This window comes from Vibrio mediterranei, assembly GCF_013364395.1.
In the GTDB taxonomy this organism is placed as follows: Bacteria; Pseudomonadota; Gammaproteobacteria; order Enterobacterales; family Vibrionaceae; genus Vibrio; species Vibrio mediterranei.
This window is the reverse complement of record NZ_JABXGK010000008.1, coordinates 621809-641889: the sequence shown is the minus strand read 5'-3', so window position 1 is coordinate 641889 and position 20081 is coordinate 621809. Positions and strand designations below refer to the sequence as shown.

The window sequence follows — 20081 nt, the reverse complement described above, 5'->3', positions numbered from 1 at the left end:
AAATATATATTTGTGACACATGACATTTCCATAACTATCGAAGTTAATATTCTGCAATTTGCACCATATTGAGTCAATGCGATATCACTGCTGCTATTCGGGTGCAATTTTCGAATAGACATCACTAAAATGGTGCAAAACTCTATTTAAGGAACTCCATAGCTTTGAATAATCAGTAAGTTACGGTATGGCGTAGATCTTGTAAGGATTAATAGACCCCCATAAAAATTGCACACATTCAGGGAGAAGACGATGCAAGATGTCCTTACGATTGTTCTCGCAGGAGGCATGGGTTCACGGTTAAGCCCTCTAACCGATGACCGCGCTAAACCTGCCGTACCCTTCGGTGGCAAATACCGAATTATCGACTTTACGCTAACCAACTGTTTGCATTCTGGACTACGGCAAATTCTGGTTCTCACCCAATACAAGTCTCACTCCTTACATAAACATATCCGAGACGGTTGGTCGATCTTCAATCCTGAACTAAAAGAATTTATTACCGTCGTACCACCGCAAATGAGAAAAGGCGGCAAATGGTATGAAGGCACTGCCGATGCTATTTATCACAACATGTGGCTCCTCTCACGAAGTGACGCTAAGCACGTAGTTGTGTTGTCAGGCGACCATATCTATCGTATGGATTACGCTGCTATGGTTGAAGAGCACAAACAAACTGGCGCTAAACTTACGGTTGCTTGTATGGACGTACCTCGAGATGAAGCCAGTGCGTTTGGAGTAATGGCGACCAATGCTGAGTTGCAAGTAACGGCATTTGCTGAAAAGCCAGCAGATCCAGCGGCCATGCCGACAGACCCTCGTCGTTCCCTTGTCTCTATGGGCATCTATGTATTTGATATGGAAACACTTCAGCAAGCTCTAGAAGATGACGCTGAACTCGATAGTTCAAGTCACGATTTCGGAAAGGATATCATTCCTAAGTTGATAGACTCACAAGGTGTTTATGCTTACAACTTCGGCCAAGATAAAGGCCGCGTGGCACGAGATTGCTACTGGCGAGATGTCGGCACTATTGATTCGTTCTATGAGGCGAATATGGACTTACTAGAGCCTGTTCCACCAATGAATTTATATCAAGAAAACTGGGGAATACGAACATATGAACCTCAGTTGCCTCCAGCACGCACTGTCCCTTCTGCGACTGGGAACGAAGGCATATTTATTAACTCGATTATCGCCAACGGTGTGGTCAATTCTGGTGGTTCAGTCCACCACTCCATTCTGTCATCCAACGTAAGAATCAATGATGGTGCGACAATTGCTGACAGTATTTTGTTTGGAGAGGTTACCGTCGGTGAAAACTGTCAATTAGCAAACTGTATTGTCGACAAGCACGTTGTCATTCCTGCCGGTACAGTGATTGGCCTAAACCCATCACAAGACGCGGAGCGTTTTCATATCTCAGAGAAAGGTATTGTTGTTGTACCGGAAGGCTATGTATTTGTAGACTAAAACTCTATGACATAAATTACAAAAGCCGCCAATATAACTTGGCGGCTTTGTTGTTTAGTTGCTATCTATTAGATAACGCAGACTTGTTCCCAACTACCGTCACTTCCTGGCACCGAGTTCGTCCACCATTTCGCTTTGTAAACCACTCCGTTGTGACTCATTTTATCACCACCACTCGCGTGGCTAGGGTCACCTTTCCAGTCCGTTTGAGGGAAATTTGGATAAGCATTTACTCCGGTGGTATTACACGTTCCAGAGTTACCACCTCCATCGCCACCGCCATTATTCCCACCACCAGCGTTCAAGTCAGCAAGAGGAAGATCAGGCTGTTCGAACTTAAATGCATAGTCGACACCATTAACATTGACTGCATAATTAGCAGGACCTGAGATAGGTAGGTAGTACACCATATCCAGTTCATAGCTCGCCCCAGCAGCTAAACTCTTCCAGCTTGGTAGCGTAAAGGCGACGCGATGCATTGGTCCGTCTAGACCACCGATATTATTCGCTCTAGTATGACCAGAAGCGATAACTTTTAGTCCACCGCCAGACTGGTCTTTAGCGTTGTCCGGTGCCGATACTGGAATATCAAATTGAAACTCAGTGCCACCTGGAATGTCGGTGCCTGTATTGTTGGTGAAAGTGATTTTAGGATTGATTGGGTAATTTTGGTCACCTACTTTGAAACCATCGATAGAAACAGCAATATCAACAGCCTCAGTTGGTATCGCCCCCGTAGCAACTTTATTGCCATACGGGCTAGCACTCAAGAATTTGTCGTACATGGCTTTGGTCATGCTATTACCCATATGATATTCACCATTACCAGTTGCACATGCTTGTTCCGTAAGATCAACCGCTCCACGATTACCATTAGCGTCTAGTACATAACAGTTGTAGTCACCCGCAAGTTCCCAAAACATGATGCCACCAATTTCTTTATCAATAACGTATTGCGCTTTTACATCAATAGATTCTACATCTTCAGTAGAAAGGAAAACGTTCTTTTCTGCATTCCACAACCAAGGTGCGACGGCAACGCTGTCATAGTTACGAGTGTAGGTTCCTACAAACTTATCGCTTGGGTCGTTTACAGGATCTAAACCATAGGCTTGTGCATAGGAGCCCCAGATACCCTTTTCTAAGTTCTTCGCATGCCACATAGGGTTAGAACCTGCGCCCATTTCATTGCCGTTAACGTCCTTATCATGCCACATATTGTCGATACCTAAAGCACCGTATCCACAGTTGTTTTTCTCTCCTTCTCCCGTTCCCGCTGGGCATTCAGATTGATTCGGAAGTGGTGCACGTCCCCATAGGCCGTTGTTGCCACCAGAAACGTTTTGCCATCCTCGGGTATAGTACGGAACACCAATGTTGATTCGACCAGCAGGCATGGAACCACGGAAATAATGATAAGCCCAATCAGTGTTTAAGTACCCGATGCCACCATAAGCTGCTGTTCCATAGACATTCCATTGTGCCAGTTCAGAGTCTTCACCTGTGTCATAAAGGGCTGCGTTATGACCTACATGGTCATTCCAGGCTCCGTGGAGGTCGTAGGACATAATATTCACATAATCAAGATATTGGGTCACTGACATGGTTTCCATACCACGCAGTAAGTAGCCTGAGGAAGGTGCCGCAATCGTCAACATATAATGCACACCATCTTGAGCACTGACCGCGTCCAGTTTCTCACGCAGTACTTTCATCAACACTTCATAAGACTTCCAAAGATGCGCTCTTCGGCTTTCTGCAAACGCTTTGTCATCTGGGTTACCCGCGCCTGCCATTGAGGTAGGATATTCATAGTCAATATCCAAACCATCAAACTGATACGTTCTCATCATTTCAACGGCTGAAGTAGCAAAGGTTTCAATTCCTTGATGATTAATCGAGCCATCAGCATTAGTAGTCATAGTATAGAAACCACCGTCAGCAACTCGTGTACCGTCGGTAGCGAAATGACCACCGGTCTCAGCCCAACCTCCTATAGAGATCAGGGTTTTTACACCATGTTTCTTTTTCGCTGTCGCTAACGCCCCAAAATGGCCTTTAAAGCCAAGCGCAGGGTCAACTTCCACACCAGGCCATTCCTGACCTACAGCTACATTATTCGGATCATTAACGTCACCAATATTAACTTTGCCATCTGAGCCTATACTGACGAACGCGTAGTTGATATGAGTTAATTGGTCCCAAGGAATATCTTTAACTAAGTAGGCAGCCTGAGGATCACTCCCTGAACGCCAACTCGTAAAGTAACCAATTACTCGACGTGGGTGGTCTGCCCCCATCAACTCTCTCCCCTCTGCATCATAAATAGTGCAATAAGGTACCGTTATGCCTGGTGTCTGATATAAGCCATCTGGACGACAGTCAGTTTGTGATGTGTTCGCTTGGGCATTATTACCATATAGTGAAGCAGCACAAACCAGTGCTAATAAGCTTAGAGAACCTACCTTCAATGTAGGTGTGAGCTTTCTAGTATGTTCCATTACGAATCCTTTCTTAACTAGTAGAAAATTTCACAATGATGCAATGAATCATAAGGACTACGACTTTTTTGTGAATTTACAATTCAATTACATCTCAGAAACACACTTTAGATACGACAAAAATAAAGTGTAACTTTTGAGCCGTTATTGAGAATTCTATTGATGGTTTTTAAGAAATGTCTCGCAATTAATTGCTGTTACACTGAAATGACGGGACGCTTATTTTGCGTCAAGAATACAGATTAATAATGATTCGATAGGTTAAATAACAGAGCTTTATATTTCTTCCCAATACCACCGAAGTTAATTAAATAATGAATAGATCTTGCGTCAGTTTAATATGTTAAATACTTCGCTAACATACTAATTAAATGGAGAAAAATTTGCAGATCCATCCTATACTGGCTCAATAACTATCAATGACAAGGAATTGATCATGAAAGTACGTTCGTTATTAGCTGTCGCCATTTCTTCTGTCTTACTATTGGGCTGTGGCGCCAATACTACACAAGGGGCTGCAGAAGGCGCGGCAGTTGGTGCGGTCTCTGCTGGTATGTTGGGGGCACTTACCGATCTAATCGTTGATGGCGAAGTAGACACCTACCGATTGAGTCGAAATGTTACGGCAGGGGCTCTAGCTGGCGGTACTGCCGGAGCCGTAGATGGATATGCCAAAGACCAACAACAAGAAGCACAACAGCAGAAAGCACCTGCACCCGCTAAGCCCTCGTTAGATTTTGGTCCCGATATCGATGCTTCGGTGAACGCATTAATTTCCTGTCAACACGATAATGCATACCGCTCAGCACTTGCTGCCGAGAATGCATCTCAAGAATCTTATAAGGAAGCAGGAGTCGCTATGCAGGCTCTGATCGACTTTGACCGTGATAATACTGAAGGCGTTGATCGAGCGGTGAGCAAATTCGTTAAGATGAGTTCATCCATCAACGATCCAGCCGTCGCACAAACCCAATTAGAAGCATTCCATAAAGAACTACAGCAAGAACGAGAGATAGCTGGCCTATCCCCTGATTGCTCTTAACTGCGCATTAATTCGCCCATCATTACAGATAGATCAGGTTTAACACTTGAAGCCTGATCTATTTGCCCCAAACATAAGTAGCATAAATGCAATGCGCCCTCTTCATAATTAAGGTGCATTTACTACATTGGAATGTGAGGCAATACTATGAAATTTAGCTACGTAAACCCTACAGTGATTCATTTCGGCCAAGGCCAAATTGCACAGATCTCTTCTAGCATACCAACGACCTCCAAAGTACTCGTTATCTATGGCGGCGGCTCCATTAAAAGCAACGGAGTCTACGATCAAGTCGTTGAAGCTTTGCAAAATCACACATGGTTAGAGTTCTCAGGCGTAGAAGCCAACCCTACTAAAGAGACCTTAGACAAGGCTATTGAGCTGGTTAAATCTGAAGGCGTAGATTATTTGCTCGCAGTGGGTGGTGGTTCTGTTATTGATGGAACTAAATACATCGCTGCAGCGTCATTACACGATGGTGACAGCTGGGACTTAATTACTGGTCAATATAAACCTGAAACAGCTGTGCCTATCGGGGTAATACTGACGTTACCAGCAACAGGTTCCGAGTCAAACATGGGCGCGGTTGTCACCAAGAAGTCGACTCATGAAAAGCTGGGCTTCATGACACCACTAGTTCGACCTCAGTTCGCAGTACTCGACCCGGATGCAATGAAGACATTGCCAGAGCGTCAACTGATTAATGGGCTTGTTGATGCATGGGTTCACGTTTGCGAGCAATACATCACTACTCAGACAGGCAACATGGTTCAGGAAGGGTATGCTGAAGTGCTGCTACGTAACCTGCTCCAGCTCGGAGCTAAGTTTGAGCAACGCGATGATGCGTGGCGTGAAAACTTAATGTGGACAGCTAACCAAGCACTTAACGGCTTAATTGGTACAGGGATGCCTCAAGACTGGGCTACTCATATGATCGGCCACGAACTGACCGCTCTTTGGAATGTTGATCACGCTCGCTCACTGGCGATTATTCAACCGTCACTGCTACGCAGTCAGATGACTTTCAAGCGTGGGAAAATTGAGCAGATGGGACGCAACGTCTTCCAATTAGAAGATAGCGATGATCTAGCGGAACGCACCATCAGTGCTATTGAAGCTTTCTATTCGAGCCTAAATGTTGATGCTCAATTATCCGAAGTAAGCGGTGACAAGTCTGATGCAGTAGAAGCAGTCTTAGCGAAGCTTGAGCAAAATGGCTATGTTAAGTTAGGTGAAAATCAAGCAATTACCCTAGACGTCAGCCGAGAAATTCTCACTAACGCGCTGTAAATTCTCAGTAGAATGCCGTAATTAAAACACATACCAATAACATCAAAAAAGCACCTGCCAAATGCGAGGTGCTTTTTTATTTTGCCGTGAACAGCCTACAATAATGACTTTACACTGTTTCTCACCACTAGGGTTGGCTCTAACTGTACTACGTCAGGAACCTCTGTCGTTTTATCTATTTTGGCTAACAAGGTTTCAACTGCAGCTTTACCCAACCGATATTTAGGCTGGTGAATCGTTGTTAAAGCAGGCGTCATGTATTTTGCTATGTGAATATCATCATAGCCGATTATAGACAGCTCTTCGGGCACCTTTACGCCTTTGTCATGAGCGATATTTATGGCGCCCATCGCCATCATGTCATTGCACACAAATATCGAACTCGGTAATGCACCACGAGACATTAATATCTCTAGAGACTTAGCTCCACCATCACATTCAAAATCTGACTCAATAATCCAGTCGGGATTTAGTAGCAACGAATGTTCTTTTAGGGCTTTTTTGTAGCCCTCGTAACGCATCAAAGCCTGATGGCGATTCAATGGTCCAGTGATACAACCAATTTCCCTATGCCCACATTCGATCAAGTGCTTAGTCGCTAGATAACCTCCTAGATAAGAGTTATCTTGAATTTTGTCACTTTCAAAATGGATAGGCCCCCAGTCCATTACTACCACCGGTATAGTTGGGTACTGGTCGAAAATATCCAGTTTCTCACCTTCTAGTGTCGAACACATAAGAATCAGCCCATCAACACGCTTTTGCAGAAGCGTATCGATGGATGCTCTCATGCGCTCAGTATCCCCTTCTGTATTGCACAGAATAAGGTTGTAGTTTTGATGATAACAGCTACGTTCTACCCCTTTCACCACCTCGCCAAAAAACGGGTTGGTTGAGGTTGTCACTAACATTCCAATTGTTCGTGTACGGTTCATTTTTAAGCTACGAGCTAGTGCTGAGGGGGCATAGTTCAGCTCTTTCGCTGCGCTATTCACACGCTCCGAAATCTCTTCACTCACAAACCGTGTTTTATTGATGACATGACTCACTGTCGATGTGGATACGCCAGCTAGTCTTGCTATGTCCTTCATCGTTGCCATTGGGCAATGCTCTCCGCTACTGCTTATGCATTGTAGTCGCCTAATATCAGCGCCTTATTTTAAGCTTTTTGCTCTAAAAACTCTTTTACTTCATCTAGCGAAGGAATGGAAGTCTGAGCACCAAATCGAGTCACCGAAATAGCGGCAGCAGCATGAGCAAAAACGATCGCCTCTTCAATCGATTTTCCTTCAATTAAACCAGTAACCAACGCGCCATTAAATGTATCACCCGCAGCCGTGGTGTCCGTTGCATCTACTTTAAAACCAGGGATACGCACTCCACGACCATTTTGACTTAACCATACACCTTTTGAACCCAGCGTAATCATGACAATTTCAATGCCTTTACGGTGAAGTTCATTCGCTGCTTCTTGTGCTGACTCATCGTCAGTGACTGTAATACCAGTAAGTACTTCCGCTTCTGTTTCGTTTGGCGTGATCACATCAACACACTCAAGCAGAGAGTCTGGTAACGCCATTGCAGGTGCGGGATTTAGGACTACGTTAGTTTTCGATTGTTTTGCCAGTTTTGCCGCATACTCTATACCTTCAATAGGAGTCTCAAGCTGTGTCAGCAAATATTTTGCGTTTTCAATCATTGTCCTATGTGGTTCAACGCGAGCAGTAGTTAACTTTGCGTTCGCTTCTGCAGAAATACAAATACTATTCTCACCGCTTTCTGCTACTTGTATCATCGCGATACCTGTTGGGGTTCCTGGCTCCAATTGCACACCCGCGATATTGATACCGTCAGCTTTGAATGCTTCGCGAATGTTAATGCCAAACGCATCATCGCCTACACAGGCAATAAAGCCAGTATCTCCACCAAGGCGCGCCGCGGCTACAGCTTGGTTTGCACCTTTACCACCTGGAATCACTTGGTAATTCATACCGTGCAAGGTTTCACCCGGTCTAGGGAAAGAAGGAACTTGCAGCACATGATCTGCATTCACACTACCCAATACGATGAGTTTATTCATACATTGTTCCTTTTTACTCAAATAAATTAACTTGGGGTTGCCTTGATATGACAGGCCGAAATTAACTTGGACGAGACAGGCTTGCTTCATTCAAAGCTCTCCTTTTGTTAAAGGAGAGCTTTACTATCCTCAAAAGAGGGAGTCTGGTGATTATTCAGTCACTACTTTAAGTGGTACAGGAATGTACTCTTCGACTTTTTCGCCTTTCAGTACTTTATCTGCTGTTTCAACACCTAATGCACCGATCATGTCAGGTTGCTGAGCGATAGTTGCAGCCAGTTTGCCGCGTTTAACCGCTGCCATACCGTCTTCTGTGCCATCAAAACCAACAATCATCACGTCTTTACCAGCTGCTTCAACCGCACGAAGTGCGCCCAGTGCCATTTCATCGTTCTGCGCGAATACCGCTTGAACATCAGGGTTAGCTGCTAGAAGGTTTTCCATTACGTTCAGACCTTTAGTACGGTCAAAGTCTGCTGGTTGGCTAGCAAGGAGCTCCATTTGAGAACCTTTTACAGCGTTCATGAAGCCTTCACCACGTTCACGAGCTGCCGACGTGCCAGCAATACCTTCAAGTTGGATAACTTTCGCTTTCTCACCTACTTTTTCCATAATGTAGTGACCAGCCATTTCACCACCGACTACGTTATCAGACGCGATATGACTAACTACGTCGCCACGGCTTGCACCACGGTCAAGAGTGAGTACTGGGATATTAGAACGGTTAGCCATGCGAATTGCGTTAGATACTGCGTCAGAGTCTGTTGGGTTGATCAGAATCGCTTTGACGCCACGAACGGTTAAATCTTCGATGTTTGACAGCTCTTTGCTTGGGTCATTCTGAGAGTCCAAAACGATCAGGTTATAACCCAAATCTTTTGCTTTTGCCTCTGCGCCTTCTTTCATGGTTACAAAGAATGGGTTGTTAAGAGTAGATACAACAATTGCCATCGTGTCTTGTGCAGATGCCGTTGCAGACATCGAAGCAGAAAGTACCGCAGCAGAGATAAGAGTTGCTAGTTTTTTCATCGTTTTAGTCCTTTGTGTAGGGGGTGGCTCAACTTAATGTCGAGCCAGTTATTGTTAAATTGTGTTTACGAGTTATTACTTGTTTTTGTTATCTACCAGTACTGCCAGCAGAATTACCACTGCTTTAGCAATCATTTGGTAGTAAGAGGAAACATCTAATAAGTTCAGAGCATTGTTTAGGAAGCCAATAATAAGAGCACCGATTAAGGTTCCCATGATTCGACCTTTACCGCCCATCAAGCTAGTGCCACCAAGAACAACGGCAGCGATAGCATCTAACTCATAGCCCATACCTGCCGTAGGTTGTGCTGATGATAAACGGGAAGTCACTATGATGCCTGCTAGTGCTGCTAACAAACCACAGATGGCGTACACACCGATTTTTACTTTGTCGACGTTAATACCAGACAAACGTGTCGCTGATTCATTGCCACCTAGTGCGTAAACATAACGACCAAATCGTGTATGGTTAAGTAGGTACCATGCTGCAGCAAATACAATCACCATAATCCAGACCGGTACCGGAATGCCCATAGCGTAGCCTGTACCAAACCAAGCGAACGCATCAGCGGTATCAGTGAAGCCAGTTGAAATAGGACGACCATCGGTATAAACCATAGTGACACCGCGCAACAAGGTCATCGTTACTAATGTTGCTATAAAGGCTTGCACTTTACCTTTCGCGATTATGATGCCACTGATCGCACCCAACGCAGCACCAGCAAGTAAAGCAGTAGGAACGGCGATTAATACCGGCACTTCCATGGCAATCAAACTTGCTGCAAACGCACCGCAAAGTGCTAATACCGAGCCAACACTCAAGTCAATACCCGCCGTCAAAATGACCAAGGTCATACCAACCGCGATAATAGCGTTAACAGAGGTTTGACGTAGAATATTCAGAATATTGTCTACGGTGAAAAAGTTAGGGTTAAGGAATGACACCACGACAATCAAGAAGATCAAAGCGATCAGCGACTTCTGCTCGATTAACCACTCTTTGTTAAAAAGAGGCTTCTTTTTTTCCGTGTCAACGCTCATTGTTTTGTTGCTCATGCTGCTTCCTCACTTACATTTTTGCCGACAGCGCATGCTAATAGTTTTTCTTGGTCTGCTTCGTGTGCCATAAACTCTCCGCTTATATGCCCTTCATGCATAACCAAAATGCGATCACTCATACCCAATACTTCAGGCATTTCTGATGATACGAGAATGATGCTCATACCATCTGCTTTAAATTTGTTGATAAGCTGATAGATTTCTTTTTTCGCACCAACATCAACGCCACGGGTGGGCTCGTCCAGAATCAGAACTTTTGGTTTGGTCATCAGCCCTTTGGCAATAGCTACCTTCTGCTGGTTACCGCCCGATAAGTTACCGATGATCTGATCACGAGACGGTGTTTTGATGTTAAAGAGCTTAATGAAGTCCTCTACTGCAATCACTTCCTCACCATGTTGAATCTGGGCGCCTTTAGACAACTGTTCTAGGGCACAAAGCGACATGTTCTCTTTAACGGATAAACCGAGTACCAAACCGTCACCTTTACGGTCTTCGGAGATATAAGCGATACCATTTGCCAAGCCATCCTGAGGGCTACTTGGATTAATGGTTTTGCCATTCAGTATCACAGAGCCCGACTCACGCTTGCGAGCACCATAAATAATCTTCATAAGCTCGGTGCGCCCTGCCCCCATAAGCCCAGAGATTCCAAGAATTTCTCCTTGGTCTAAGGTAAAGCTGACATCATTCACGCCTGGGCCTGACAGGTCTTTCACTTCTAGGCTCGTTTTGCCGTGAACCGCATCAATGCGAGGGTATTGTTCATCTAACTTACGACCAACCATCATTTCAATAAGTAGGTCTTCATCGGTTTCCGCTACAGTGCGTTGACCGATGAACTTACCATCACGCAATACCGTGATGTCGTCACAAATCTCAAAGATTTCTTTCAAACGGTGTGAAATGTAAACTATGCCGCAACCCTGATCGCGCAGCTCATTAATGACGCTAAATAGCGACTCAGTCTCGGTGTCAGTTAATGCGTCGGTTGGTTCATCCATAATGATGACTTTTGATTCGAACGATAGTGCCTTGGCAATTTCCACCATCTGTTGTTCACCCAGACTCAACTCACCCAATGGTGTTTTGGAGCTGTGCTTTACATTCAAACGAGCCAACAAACGATCGGCTTCGGCATACATCTCATTCCACAGAATGCGACCAAACGCGTTCGTTTTTTCTCGACCTAGAAAGATGTTTTCCGCAATAGTAAGCTCGGGAATTAGATTTAACTCTTGGTGGATAATACTGATGCCGGCTTGCTGAGAGTCTCTTGGACCTTGGAATGCAGCCTCAGTACCTTGATAGCGCAAATCTCCAGAATCTTTGGAATAAATACCCGTCAACACTTTCATTAATGTCGATTTACCAGCGCCATTTTCACCTAGCAAAGCCATGACTTTGCCCGGATACACATTCAAACTGGCTTTATCCAAGGCTTTGACCCCTGGGAAAGCTTTTTCAATATCGCTTAATTGTAATATTGGTTGCAGCATGTTAGTTGTCCTGTACTGTCTGTGCTTGCCGGACTAAAAGACGACGCCCGCTTGAAAAATCACGTTAGCATAAGGCGTACATTCACCTGTTCTTACTACCGCTTTTGAATCGTGTGTTCTTACTTTGAACTCTTCATGTGAAACGTATACAACTGAAATCGCTTTGCCCGTTGCTTGCTTCTCTTCTTCTATCGTCGTAATCAGTGCGTCATGGAGTTCAGGGCTTACTTGTTTAAATTCCTCTGCAATTACCACACCTTCGATTTGCGCTTCTCCAAGATAAACTTTAACCGTATCCAGGAAGGCGGGAACTCCGTGAGTTAACGCAAGATCGATGCGCTGCACGTGGTCTGCTATAGGTAACCCTGCATCACAAATAGTCACTTCATCAGTGTGACCTAATGTGGACACTAAGTAAGAAAGTTCAGAGTTAATTAGAGCACTTTTTTTCATGTCTTATACCTGCTTCATGCGGCTTTATCGAGACTGTATTCTGGATAAATGTTTTTTTTGATAATTCTGTCATCGAAACGTTTCGATGATAATCCTAGCGTAGTTAATCAAAAGATCGAGGGATTGAATGGTCAAGTGTGAGCCAGATCGGACTATCGAAACGTTTCGATGAGTTTTCCGTGAATGGTTTCAAATTGTGACAATTGGAATTAAAAGAAGGAAATAAGCAGCTTAGCTACCTTGTTGCATACGAAATGAAATGTAAGGACCTGAGGCAAAATGGCAGCCAATCGTTTTTAACGACTGTAATTGCTGTTCAGTCGTAACCCCTTCCGCAATAGTCTCGATATTAAGCACGTTAGCCAACCCAACAATCGCCTTAGCCACCTGCTCTACTGACGTATCTTGCGCAATTTCTTCTGTCAGTTGAGCGCCTACTTTTAGTTTTTGAATAGGCAGCGCACGCAATTCGGAGATGGAGATATGACCCATACCAAAATCTGCGACGGTAATTTGACAGCCGAAATCGACTAATTGGTATAGCTCATCAACGCAGCGCTTTTTAGAAAGCATATCTTCAAACACTTCTAATACTAGACACTGAGGAGGTAATTTAAAGCGCTCAAGAATTTCAATAACTTCTTGAACAAACAAACCGTGACCAAAGTTCTTCGAAGACACTTTAACGGCAACCGTTTTTAGCTCACCTACGGTTGCGTATTTACAAGCCTGCTCGATAGTAAATAGATTAAGTTTGCGAACCAACTGCGATTCTTCCGCAATAGGAATAAACTCAAAGCGATCGACGTTACCAAGAACTTTATCCACCCACTCTAAGCGGCTCTTATAAGCAACCACCTCATTCTTATGAAGATCGATGACAGGCATAAAGCTTACTTCTAGCTTATGAAGTTCTATCGCTTCAGCAAGCCTCTGAGCTAGGGCTTTTTTACGTCCCCACTGGGTTCCCATCTCTTCGTTATAACTTACCCACATCGTTTGGCATTGCTTGGCACGATACATGGCAAGGTCAGCTTGCTTAAGAAGCAAACTGGTTGGAATACGCTTACTCTCGTTCGTTGTAATACCAACCGCAGCTGAGCCGCGCTCGGATTTATTACAGATTTCGATGTAAGCGATGGCATCCAATAGATTTTGGGCAACACGCTCTGCAACGTCTACATCACACTTAGGCAATAACACAACGAACTCATCCCCGCCTAGACGAGCAACAACTCCGTCTTCCCCTACCACATTCTTAAAACGTCTGGCGACATTTTGTAGAAAGAGATCACCATAATCATGTCCTTTACTGTCGTTAATTGATTTAAATTCATTTAAATCAATTAACAGCAACGAATATGGTTCAGTTGAGTCTTGGTGCTCTACTAAGAAATTCTGAAGATGATCGAAAAAAGATGTTCTATTCGGCAAGCGAGTGAGTGCGTCAAAATACGCTAAGTCACTTAGTTTTTCAGTTAAGTTCTTTTCGGAGGTAACATCTCGTTTGACCGCAATATAGAATTTTTGGCCTTGATACTCGAATGGGCTAATGTGTGCTTTTTCAACAAACAACGTACCATTCTTCTTTCTATTTATCAGCTCACCGTACCAATCCTTGCCGGAAAGAAGCTTCGACCACATATCACGGTAGGTTTTTTCGGTTGTTTTTCCAGAGCGAAGAAAATTAGGATTTTTCCCAATCACTTCTTGCTCACAGTATCCGGTAAGATTGTAGAATTGTTTATTAGCATATTTGATATGTGCGTTGACGTCAGTAATTAGGACAGCAGCAGAGGCACTTTCCAACGCTTTTTCCATCAAACCTAATGACAATTCAAAATCCGAATACTGCAACGCCAAATCCACTACAAATAGAAACTTATAGAACTAACGCCGTTATGATAAATTTTTATGGAATGGACATCAAACAAAACGTCAAAAAATCGTTATCCAATCAACAATTTTTTGACGCAAAGTTAAATTACTGTTTTTGCGTTATTTTATTCTTGCGTTAAGACGTAAATTAGGCATTTATTGACTGGATCGTTGGCCATTATCGATTTCTTTAATAACCTTACAAGGATTACCTACCGCCAAACTATTTGCCGGAATGTTCTTTGTTACCACGCTTCCTGCACCAATAACAGCGTTGTCACCAATAGTAACGCCTGGGCAAACAATAACACCGCCACCTAACCAAACATTGTGCCCAATTTTAATTGGTAGGCCAAACTCCACTTCATCCTCAACTCGACCTTTAACATCCAATGGATGGCCTGCGGTATATATTTGTACATTAGGTGCAAAAAGAACATTGTCACCTATCTCGACCACGTTGACATCTAAGATGACGCAATTGAAGTTAGCGTAAAAGTTTTTTCCAACATGAATATTTTCACCATAATCACATCGAAATGGTGGCTCCAAATATAGATTGCCATAGCGATTAGGAATTAACGCCTCTTGTGCTTGTTTCCAATCCTCTGTATTAGGAATACTATCATTGAGTTTTTTTAGGATTTTTCGGCAGTTTACACGCGCTTGAAGCAGCTCTTCATCCCAAGCTTGATAAGCTTCACCCGCTAACATCTTTTCACGTTCAGTTTTTGTTGTCATTGCTAGAACCAGTAGAGTAATTAACTAAAATATATTGCTCTAATTGAATCTATTGCACTATTTACTATGTCAACAAAACGTCAGATATAGAGCAACGAAAGCAAACAATCTCGCCGTCATCACACTTTGTAGTGAGTCTTTCAATGGTAAAAAATAGTTACACATCATATCTAACGCCCTGAATTAAGATAGTCCACGACGGCTTCTGCGGTAGCTGCAGAACTTGCAGGATTTTGGCCTGTGATTAATTGCCCGTCTATTTCAACGTAACAGCTCCAGTCATCGCCTTTAAAATATAGCCCTCCGCAATTGGTAAGTTCTTCCTCAACAAGGTATGGCACAACTTCACTCAAACCAACGGTTTGTTCTTCACTATTACTAAAACCTGTAACTCTTTTGCCCTTTACTATCGGTTCTTCGTCTTCTCCAACAACATTGATAAGAACGCCGGACGCATGACAGACTGTCGCTACGGGCTTACCTTGACTAAAAAAATCATCGATAAGAGAAACAGAATCTGGGTCACAGGTGAGATCCCACAGGGGACCATGCCCACCAGGATAAAAAACAGCATCATAATCTGACGCTTGAACTTCTACTAATCTAAGAGTTTGAGCTAGGTGGGTTTGCGCGACTGGATCTTGCTCGAATTTGGTAGTGGACTCAGTTTGAAACTCTGGAAGTGCGCTCTTGGGGTCAATTGGAGGCTGTCCCCCTTTAGGAGAACAAAGAGTAATATGTAAGCCAGCGGCCTTAAAGACATAGTAAGGTGATGCGAATTCTTCAAGCCAAAAGCCCGTTTTCTCATCCACGTCGCCTAAACGGTCATGAGACGTGATTACCATTAGTATTTTCTTTTGACTCACTAAGAATTCTCCTACTAGAGCTTTCTTTTAAACCTAGTGAGTTTATGAGAATTTTCAAATCCAAACGCTAGTTGACTAAAGGTTGGCACCTTGCCTAAGGCGCTGGACACCAACCTAAACTACCTTATCCTTACACGTACGTTAGCCTTTCATTGCAGGCCGAGACGAGACGACCTCAAACCAGCGCTTGATATGCGGGTATGGCTCTAACACTTCGATCTTCAGTGCATTGATAGCCACAACAACAAATATATAAGCACTAATATCGGCGATGGTATAGCGCTCTGTCGCTACGTAATCAGATTGAGAGAGTTGCTTATCAAGTTTCGGTAAAAAAAGCTCCACTCGATGCTTCGCTTCTACGCCCCAAGCCTCTATACAATTCTCTCGATCTTTATACAGCCCAGTCGTGTTTCGAAACGCTTGAAATGCGTTTTGAATTCCATCGATTTCAACGATGCGATTCCACATTTCAACCTTGGCACGAGCTACCACGCTATCCCCAAACAAGTTCAAGTCATTCGGTTGCAATTCATCAAAATACCGGCTGATAGCAACGGTTTCACTTAAGAAACTACCATCATCAAGCTCTAATAATGGCACCTTACCATTGGCACTTTTTGCCTTGTAGTCATCACTTAGGTTGTCTCCTTCTCGAACATTAATTTCAACTCGCTCAAACCCTGTCGCATCAATTTCGCGTAAAAATAAATTGAGTCGCTTGCAACTTACAGTTGCTGCCTGTTCGTACAGTTTCATTACCATCCCTTTTATCTAACCGATCGTTCAGTTATAATCTACGAGAAAACTAAACGATCGGTCAAGAATAATTTTATGTAATATTGAACGGTTAAAGCGCGTTTAAGAGTATTGAGATGGCAAGAAAAGCAAACTTCTGCAAACAAGAGAAACTTCAGCAAGCAATGACGTTGTTCTGGAGCAAAGGGTACGCAAACACCTCTATCAATGACCTCATCGAAGTTCTAGGAATCAATCGATTTAGTCTGTACAACACGTTTGGTGACAAAGAAACGCTCTATTATCTAGCACTCGACAATTACCTAGAGCAGATTTCGTTTCCCAAACTTACTACACTGCGAGAACCCGACTCCGGCTTGGAAGCGCTCCAAGACTTCTTGCTACTTTTTGCTGAGAAGCAGAAAGACAACACCTGTGGCTGTTTTATTCAAAATGCTGTTGTAGAACATGCCGCTACAAACGCCATGGTACTCAAACGTAGTGATTCCTTATTTGACACATTGGAAAAGGCAATCGCAGATATACTTAATAACGCCAAGCTGCGCCAAGAACTGGAATCGGACACAGATGTAAGAGCTCTTACGCAGTTCATTATTTGCCATATGCAAGGTATCCGAGTATTAGGAAAAGCAAAACGTTACGACAATATTGATATCGCAACCAAAATGCTAATTAAGGCAATCAAGTAACGTCTATTGTTGATTAGCTGAAGGTCATTGTGTCCTAAGTGAACGTTTGTAAAGGGCTTCAAGATACTGAGTATCTCTACAAGGCATTTCTTGATATTCCTTTAAGCGTACTTGGTTTACCGCTGACTTGAGTTGTTGCAGTGAAATATCGTGCTCCTGACAAAGCTGATGCCTATTCAAACCTTGATAGAGTTTGTCAGCAAGCTGTTGTGCTAGTGTACTGTCGAGTTGATGGTGAGTGTTTAGTTGTCTGTTCATCATGGCTGTATCCCCTAGGTCATAGCACCTAGGGTATACAGCGTAAGATTTAAGTTCTAATCAGATAACGTTCAATAAAACTTACATAAGAACACCCATGAAATACGGGATGATAAATGCGTTGGCAAGGTCAATGAAAAATGCGCAGACCAACGGAACAACGATAAATGCTTGATGAGAATTGCCATACTTTTGCGCAACCGCGGACATGTTTGCCATTGCCGTTGGCGTAGAGCCTAACGAAATCCCACCAAAGCCTGAACAAATAACCGCTGCATCATAGTTTTTACCCATTGCTGGAAAAATAACGAAAAGATTAACTAATATCGCCACAATAAATTGCGCTGCTAAAATCGCGAAAATTGGTCCGGCTAGATCCACTAATGTCCATAGCTGCATACTCATTAGTGACATCGCAAGGAAAGCTCCTAAAGACATATCCGCAATCAGAGCAACAGCAGGTTTGTTCGCAGGCCATGAGGTTCCAGTAATCCGCGGATAATTATGCGGTACGAGATTAGAAAGAATGATGCCAGCAAATAAGCAGGTCACAAAAAGAGGAAGCTGTAACCCTAAATGCTCAATACCTTCATTTAAGAAAACACCAACAATGATACAGGTATGAATGGCCAACATGGCATCAAGAAAATCATAGGAGGTAATTTTAGGCTCCGGCTGATTTTCGGAGACACCTACATCTAACGACTGTTGCTCTTGTGGTTTAAGGTCGTATCGCTTGATAAGGAACTTAGCAATTGGTCCCCCCATGATACTTGCAAGAATAAGACCAAAGGTTGCACTTGCAATTCCCAGTTCCATTGCTGAATTTAACCCAAACTGCTCCTGGATTTTTGGAGCCCAAGCGATGGCAGTGCCATGTCCACCAATAAGAGAAACAGTGCCACTAAGTAGCCCTGCTACTGGTTCCAAACCAAAGGCCGTAGCAACGGTAATACCAGTTAAATTCTGGACTATCATGTAGGCTATTGTCACTGCCAACAATATGACGAGTGGTTTTCCACCTTTTTTGAGGTCACTCAAGCTAGCGTTAATGCCAATGGTAGTGAAGAAGTAAACAAGCAATACATCGCGCGCCATCAGATCGAAACTGACCTCGATTGATGTCGCCATATAGAACAGAGCAAAAAGAACCGAGAAGACGATTCCTCCAGAGACCGGTTCAGGAATGCTGAATTCTTTTAGGAACCCAACAACCTGATTCAGTCTACGACCAACAAAGAGAACAATAATACCCAGAGTAACCGCAAAAAAAGAATCAATATGGACAGCGCCATCTTCAATAATCATGTATTCCACATCCTGTTAGAAAACGATACAGAATAGAATGCCTTTATTTTGCGCGCTATCCAACTCTTTTTAAAAAGATTTTAACCTTGATAACCAATACTTACTTGTTCTTTCCGTACCCTTACTTACCTTTATTCTTCAGTTCTTCAATGACGTAAGGCGGAGCGACTTTTTCTAGCTCCGTCAGACAGGCGTCAGCTTTCTCGTGCCCAGTTCGCACATAAATGTCGCAAACTGCGTAGAGTTGTTCTGGCGCACCAGAAATCAAGTACGCTTTTTCAAACGAATCCGTCGCTTTCGCTACATCAATCGGTTCTTGAAGCACACCGTTCAAGTACCAATAATAACTGTTGTCAGGCGAGTACTTCGTCGCCTGTTCGATAGCATTAGCCGCTTCGTTCTTGTTGCCTATCCTGACTAACGTTAACGCTTTTGAATAGTATAATTGAGCTGAAGTGCTGTCGTTTTCTATGGCACGATTTAACACTTCTAGCGCATTCTCATCTTGTTGTTGCGCTCGATAATTATCCGATAGACTCAGAGAGACCTGCGTCGCCATTACAGGGTTCGTTATCAACTGTTGGTAGATTAATTCAGCGCTGCTGAAGTCTTGATGCCAACGGTAAACATCCGCCAGAAGTAACTGCTTTTCACTACCAGAGTGCTGCTTCAACTGCTTAATAGCGCTTGGATAAATCTTATCAAGCTCTTGTTGCTGCTGCTCATGCATATTGGTGTAATCAGGGATCAAATTTACCAAAGCTGCCAACTGCACGTCACTGCTTTCATCGTTTAACAATGGAGCAACCAACTTCCATCGATATTCAAACTGATAAGGTTTGGCACCTACGATGGCTGCTTGTCGAATATCAGAGTTTGAGTCTTTAAGAGCTCTTGAAACTGCAACCAGTGCATTCTGGTTTGGAAACTGACTAAGCTGATGCAAAGCATCAACGCGACGTTGTACGTTCTCTGACTGATTCTGCGCCGTATAAGACAGGCGCTGAATTTGTTGCGTCGTACTTTCTTGAGCTGAAGCAGCGACGCTTTGTGGTTTGGTTTTGGTAACTTGATCTTTCTGTGGTTCGGCACTGACTGCCGAAAGACTAAAGATCGTTGCCATCGCACCTAAAGCGATCAGATGTCTATTTTTCAT

General features: G+C 43.5%; 18 protein-coding genes. 4 read left to right on the top strand and 14 right to left on the bottom strand.

Translation table 11 applies throughout. From position 1 onward, the window contains the following. Window positions 1-228 precede the first annotated feature (228 nt). Window positions 229-1473: a glucose-1-phosphate adenylyltransferase gene (gene glgC / locus HOP38_RS19930; protein WP_286036758.1), complete on the top strand. Its 1245-nt coding sequence runs from the start codon at window positions 229-231 to the stop codon at window positions 1471-1473. A 68-nt stretch (window positions 1474-1541) separates the two neighbouring features. On the opposite strand, the gene HOP38_RS19925 is transcribed toward glgC, so the two are convergent. Then, on the bottom strand, window positions 1542-3974 hold the full coding sequence (locus HOP38_RS19925) for a chitinase C-terminal domain-containing protein (protein ID WP_124941923.1): 2433 nt from the start codon (window positions 3972-3974) through the stop codon (window positions 1542-1544). Window positions 3975-4410: 436 nt separating this feature from the next. Here HOP38_RS19925 and HOP38_RS19920 point away from each other — a divergent pair, with 436 nt between their 5' ends. Continuing rightward, on the top strand, window positions 4411-5016 hold the full coding sequence (locus tag HOP38_RS19920) for a hypothetical protein (RefSeq protein WP_198558783.1): 606 nt from the start codon (window positions 4411-4413) through the stop codon (window positions 5014-5016). Between the two features lie 147 nt (window positions 5017-5163). Then, the gene (locus HOP38_RS19915) at window positions 5164-6306 is read left to right on the top strand and encodes an iron-containing alcohol dehydrogenase (protein ID WP_171389489.1); all 1143 of its coding nucleotides are present in this window, start codon (window positions 5164-5166) and stop codon (window positions 6304-6306) included. 95 nt (window positions 6307-6401) lie between these two features. Here HOP38_RS19915 and HOP38_RS19910 read toward each other — a convergent pair whose 3' ends face one another. The 10 genes from HOP38_RS19910 to HOP38_RS19865 all read right to left on the bottom strand — a co-directional run bounded on the left by HOP38_RS19910 (window position 6402) and on the right by HOP38_RS19865 (window position 16670). Then, on the bottom strand, window positions 6402-7406 hold the full coding sequence (locus tag HOP38_RS19910; RefSeq protein ID WP_198558782.1) for a substrate-binding domain-containing protein: 1005 nt from the start codon (window positions 7404-7406) through the stop codon (window positions 6402-6404). 59 nt (window positions 7407-7465) lie between these two features. Then, on the bottom strand, window positions 7466-8386 hold the full coding sequence (gene rbsK, locus HOP38_RS19905) for a ribokinase (RefSeq protein WP_031494699.1): 921 nt from the start codon (window positions 8384-8386) through the stop codon (window positions 7466-7468). A 150-nt stretch (window positions 8387-8536) separates the two neighbouring features. Continuing rightward, on the bottom strand, window positions 8537-9415 hold the full coding sequence (gene rbsB / locus HOP38_RS19900; protein WP_006070510.1) for a ribose ABC transporter substrate-binding protein RbsB: 879 nt from the start codon (window positions 9413-9415) through the stop codon (window positions 8537-8539). Window positions 9416-9490: 75 nt separating this feature from the next. After that, a complete protein-coding gene (gene rbsC / locus HOP38_RS19895) occupies window positions 9491-10471 on the bottom strand; it encodes a ribose ABC transporter permease (protein WP_006070511.1) in 981 nt (326 codons plus the stop codon). Beyond that, the gene (gene rbsA / locus HOP38_RS19890; protein WP_124941919.1) at window positions 10468-11973 is read right to left on the bottom strand and encodes a ribose ABC transporter ATP-binding protein RbsA; all 1506 of its coding nucleotides are present in this window, start codon (window positions 11971-11973) and stop codon (window positions 10468-10470) included. The genes rbsC and rbsA overlap by 4 nt, the downstream gene beginning before the upstream one ends. A gap of 33 nt (window positions 11974-12006) precedes the next feature. Next, on the bottom strand, window positions 12007-12426 hold the full coding sequence (gene rbsD, locus HOP38_RS19885; RefSeq protein ID WP_088878251.1) for a D-ribose pyranase: 420 nt from the start codon (window positions 12424-12426) through the stop codon (window positions 12007-12009). A 231-nt stretch (window positions 12427-12657) separates the two neighbouring features. Further along, window positions 12658-14283 carry a sensor domain-containing protein gene (locus HOP38_RS19880; protein WP_198558781.1) on the bottom strand — a complete coding sequence of 542 codons (1626 nt, stop codon included), beginning with the start codon at window positions 14281-14283 and terminating at the stop codon, window positions 12658-12660. A gap of 177 nt (window positions 14284-14460) precedes the next feature. After that, window positions 14461-15045, bottom strand: coding sequence for a sugar O-acetyltransferase (locus HOP38_RS19875; RefSeq protein WP_198558780.1), 585 nt, complete (start codon window positions 15043-15045; stop codon window positions 14461-14463). Between the two features lie 170 nt (window positions 15046-15215). Continuing rightward, the gene (locus tag HOP38_RS19870; protein WP_006070516.1) at window positions 15216-15890 is read right to left on the bottom strand and encodes a type 1 glutamine amidotransferase domain-containing protein; all 675 of its coding nucleotides are present in this window, start codon (window positions 15888-15890) and stop codon (window positions 15216-15218) included. A 162-nt stretch (window positions 15891-16052) separates the two neighbouring features. Then, the gene (locus tag HOP38_RS19865; RefSeq protein WP_124941916.1) at window positions 16053-16670 is read right to left on the bottom strand and encodes a glutathione binding-like protein; all 618 of its coding nucleotides are present in this window, start codon (window positions 16668-16670) and stop codon (window positions 16053-16055) included. 116 nt (window positions 16671-16786) lie between these two features. On the opposite strand from HOP38_RS19865, the gene HOP38_RS19860 reads away from it, so the two are divergent. Continuing rightward, the gene (locus HOP38_RS19860) at window positions 16787-17359 is read left to right on the top strand and encodes a TetR/AcrR family transcriptional regulator (protein ID WP_198558779.1); all 573 of its coding nucleotides are present in this window, start codon (window positions 16787-16789) and stop codon (window positions 17357-17359) included. A 24-nt stretch (window positions 17360-17383) separates the two neighbouring features. Here HOP38_RS19860 and HOP38_RS19855 read toward each other — a convergent pair whose 3' ends face one another. The 3 genes from HOP38_RS19855 to HOP38_RS19845 all read right to left on the bottom strand — a co-directional run bounded on the left by HOP38_RS19855 (window position 17384) and on the right by HOP38_RS19845 (window position 20081). Continuing rightward, window positions 17384-17620: a hypothetical protein gene (locus HOP38_RS19855; protein ID WP_198558778.1), complete on the bottom strand. Its 237-nt coding sequence runs from the start codon at window positions 17618-17620 to the stop codon at window positions 17384-17386. 78 nt (window positions 17621-17698) lie between these two features. Next, the gene (gene gltS / locus HOP38_RS19850; protein WP_006070520.1) at window positions 17699-18925 is read right to left on the bottom strand and encodes a sodium/glutamate symporter; all 1227 of its coding nucleotides are present in this window, start codon (window positions 18923-18925) and stop codon (window positions 17699-17701) included. Between the two features lie 121 nt (window positions 18926-19046). Further along, a complete protein-coding gene (locus HOP38_RS19845) occupies window positions 19047-20081 on the bottom strand; it encodes a tetratricopeptide repeat protein (RefSeq protein WP_198558777.1) in 1035 nt (344 codons plus the stop codon).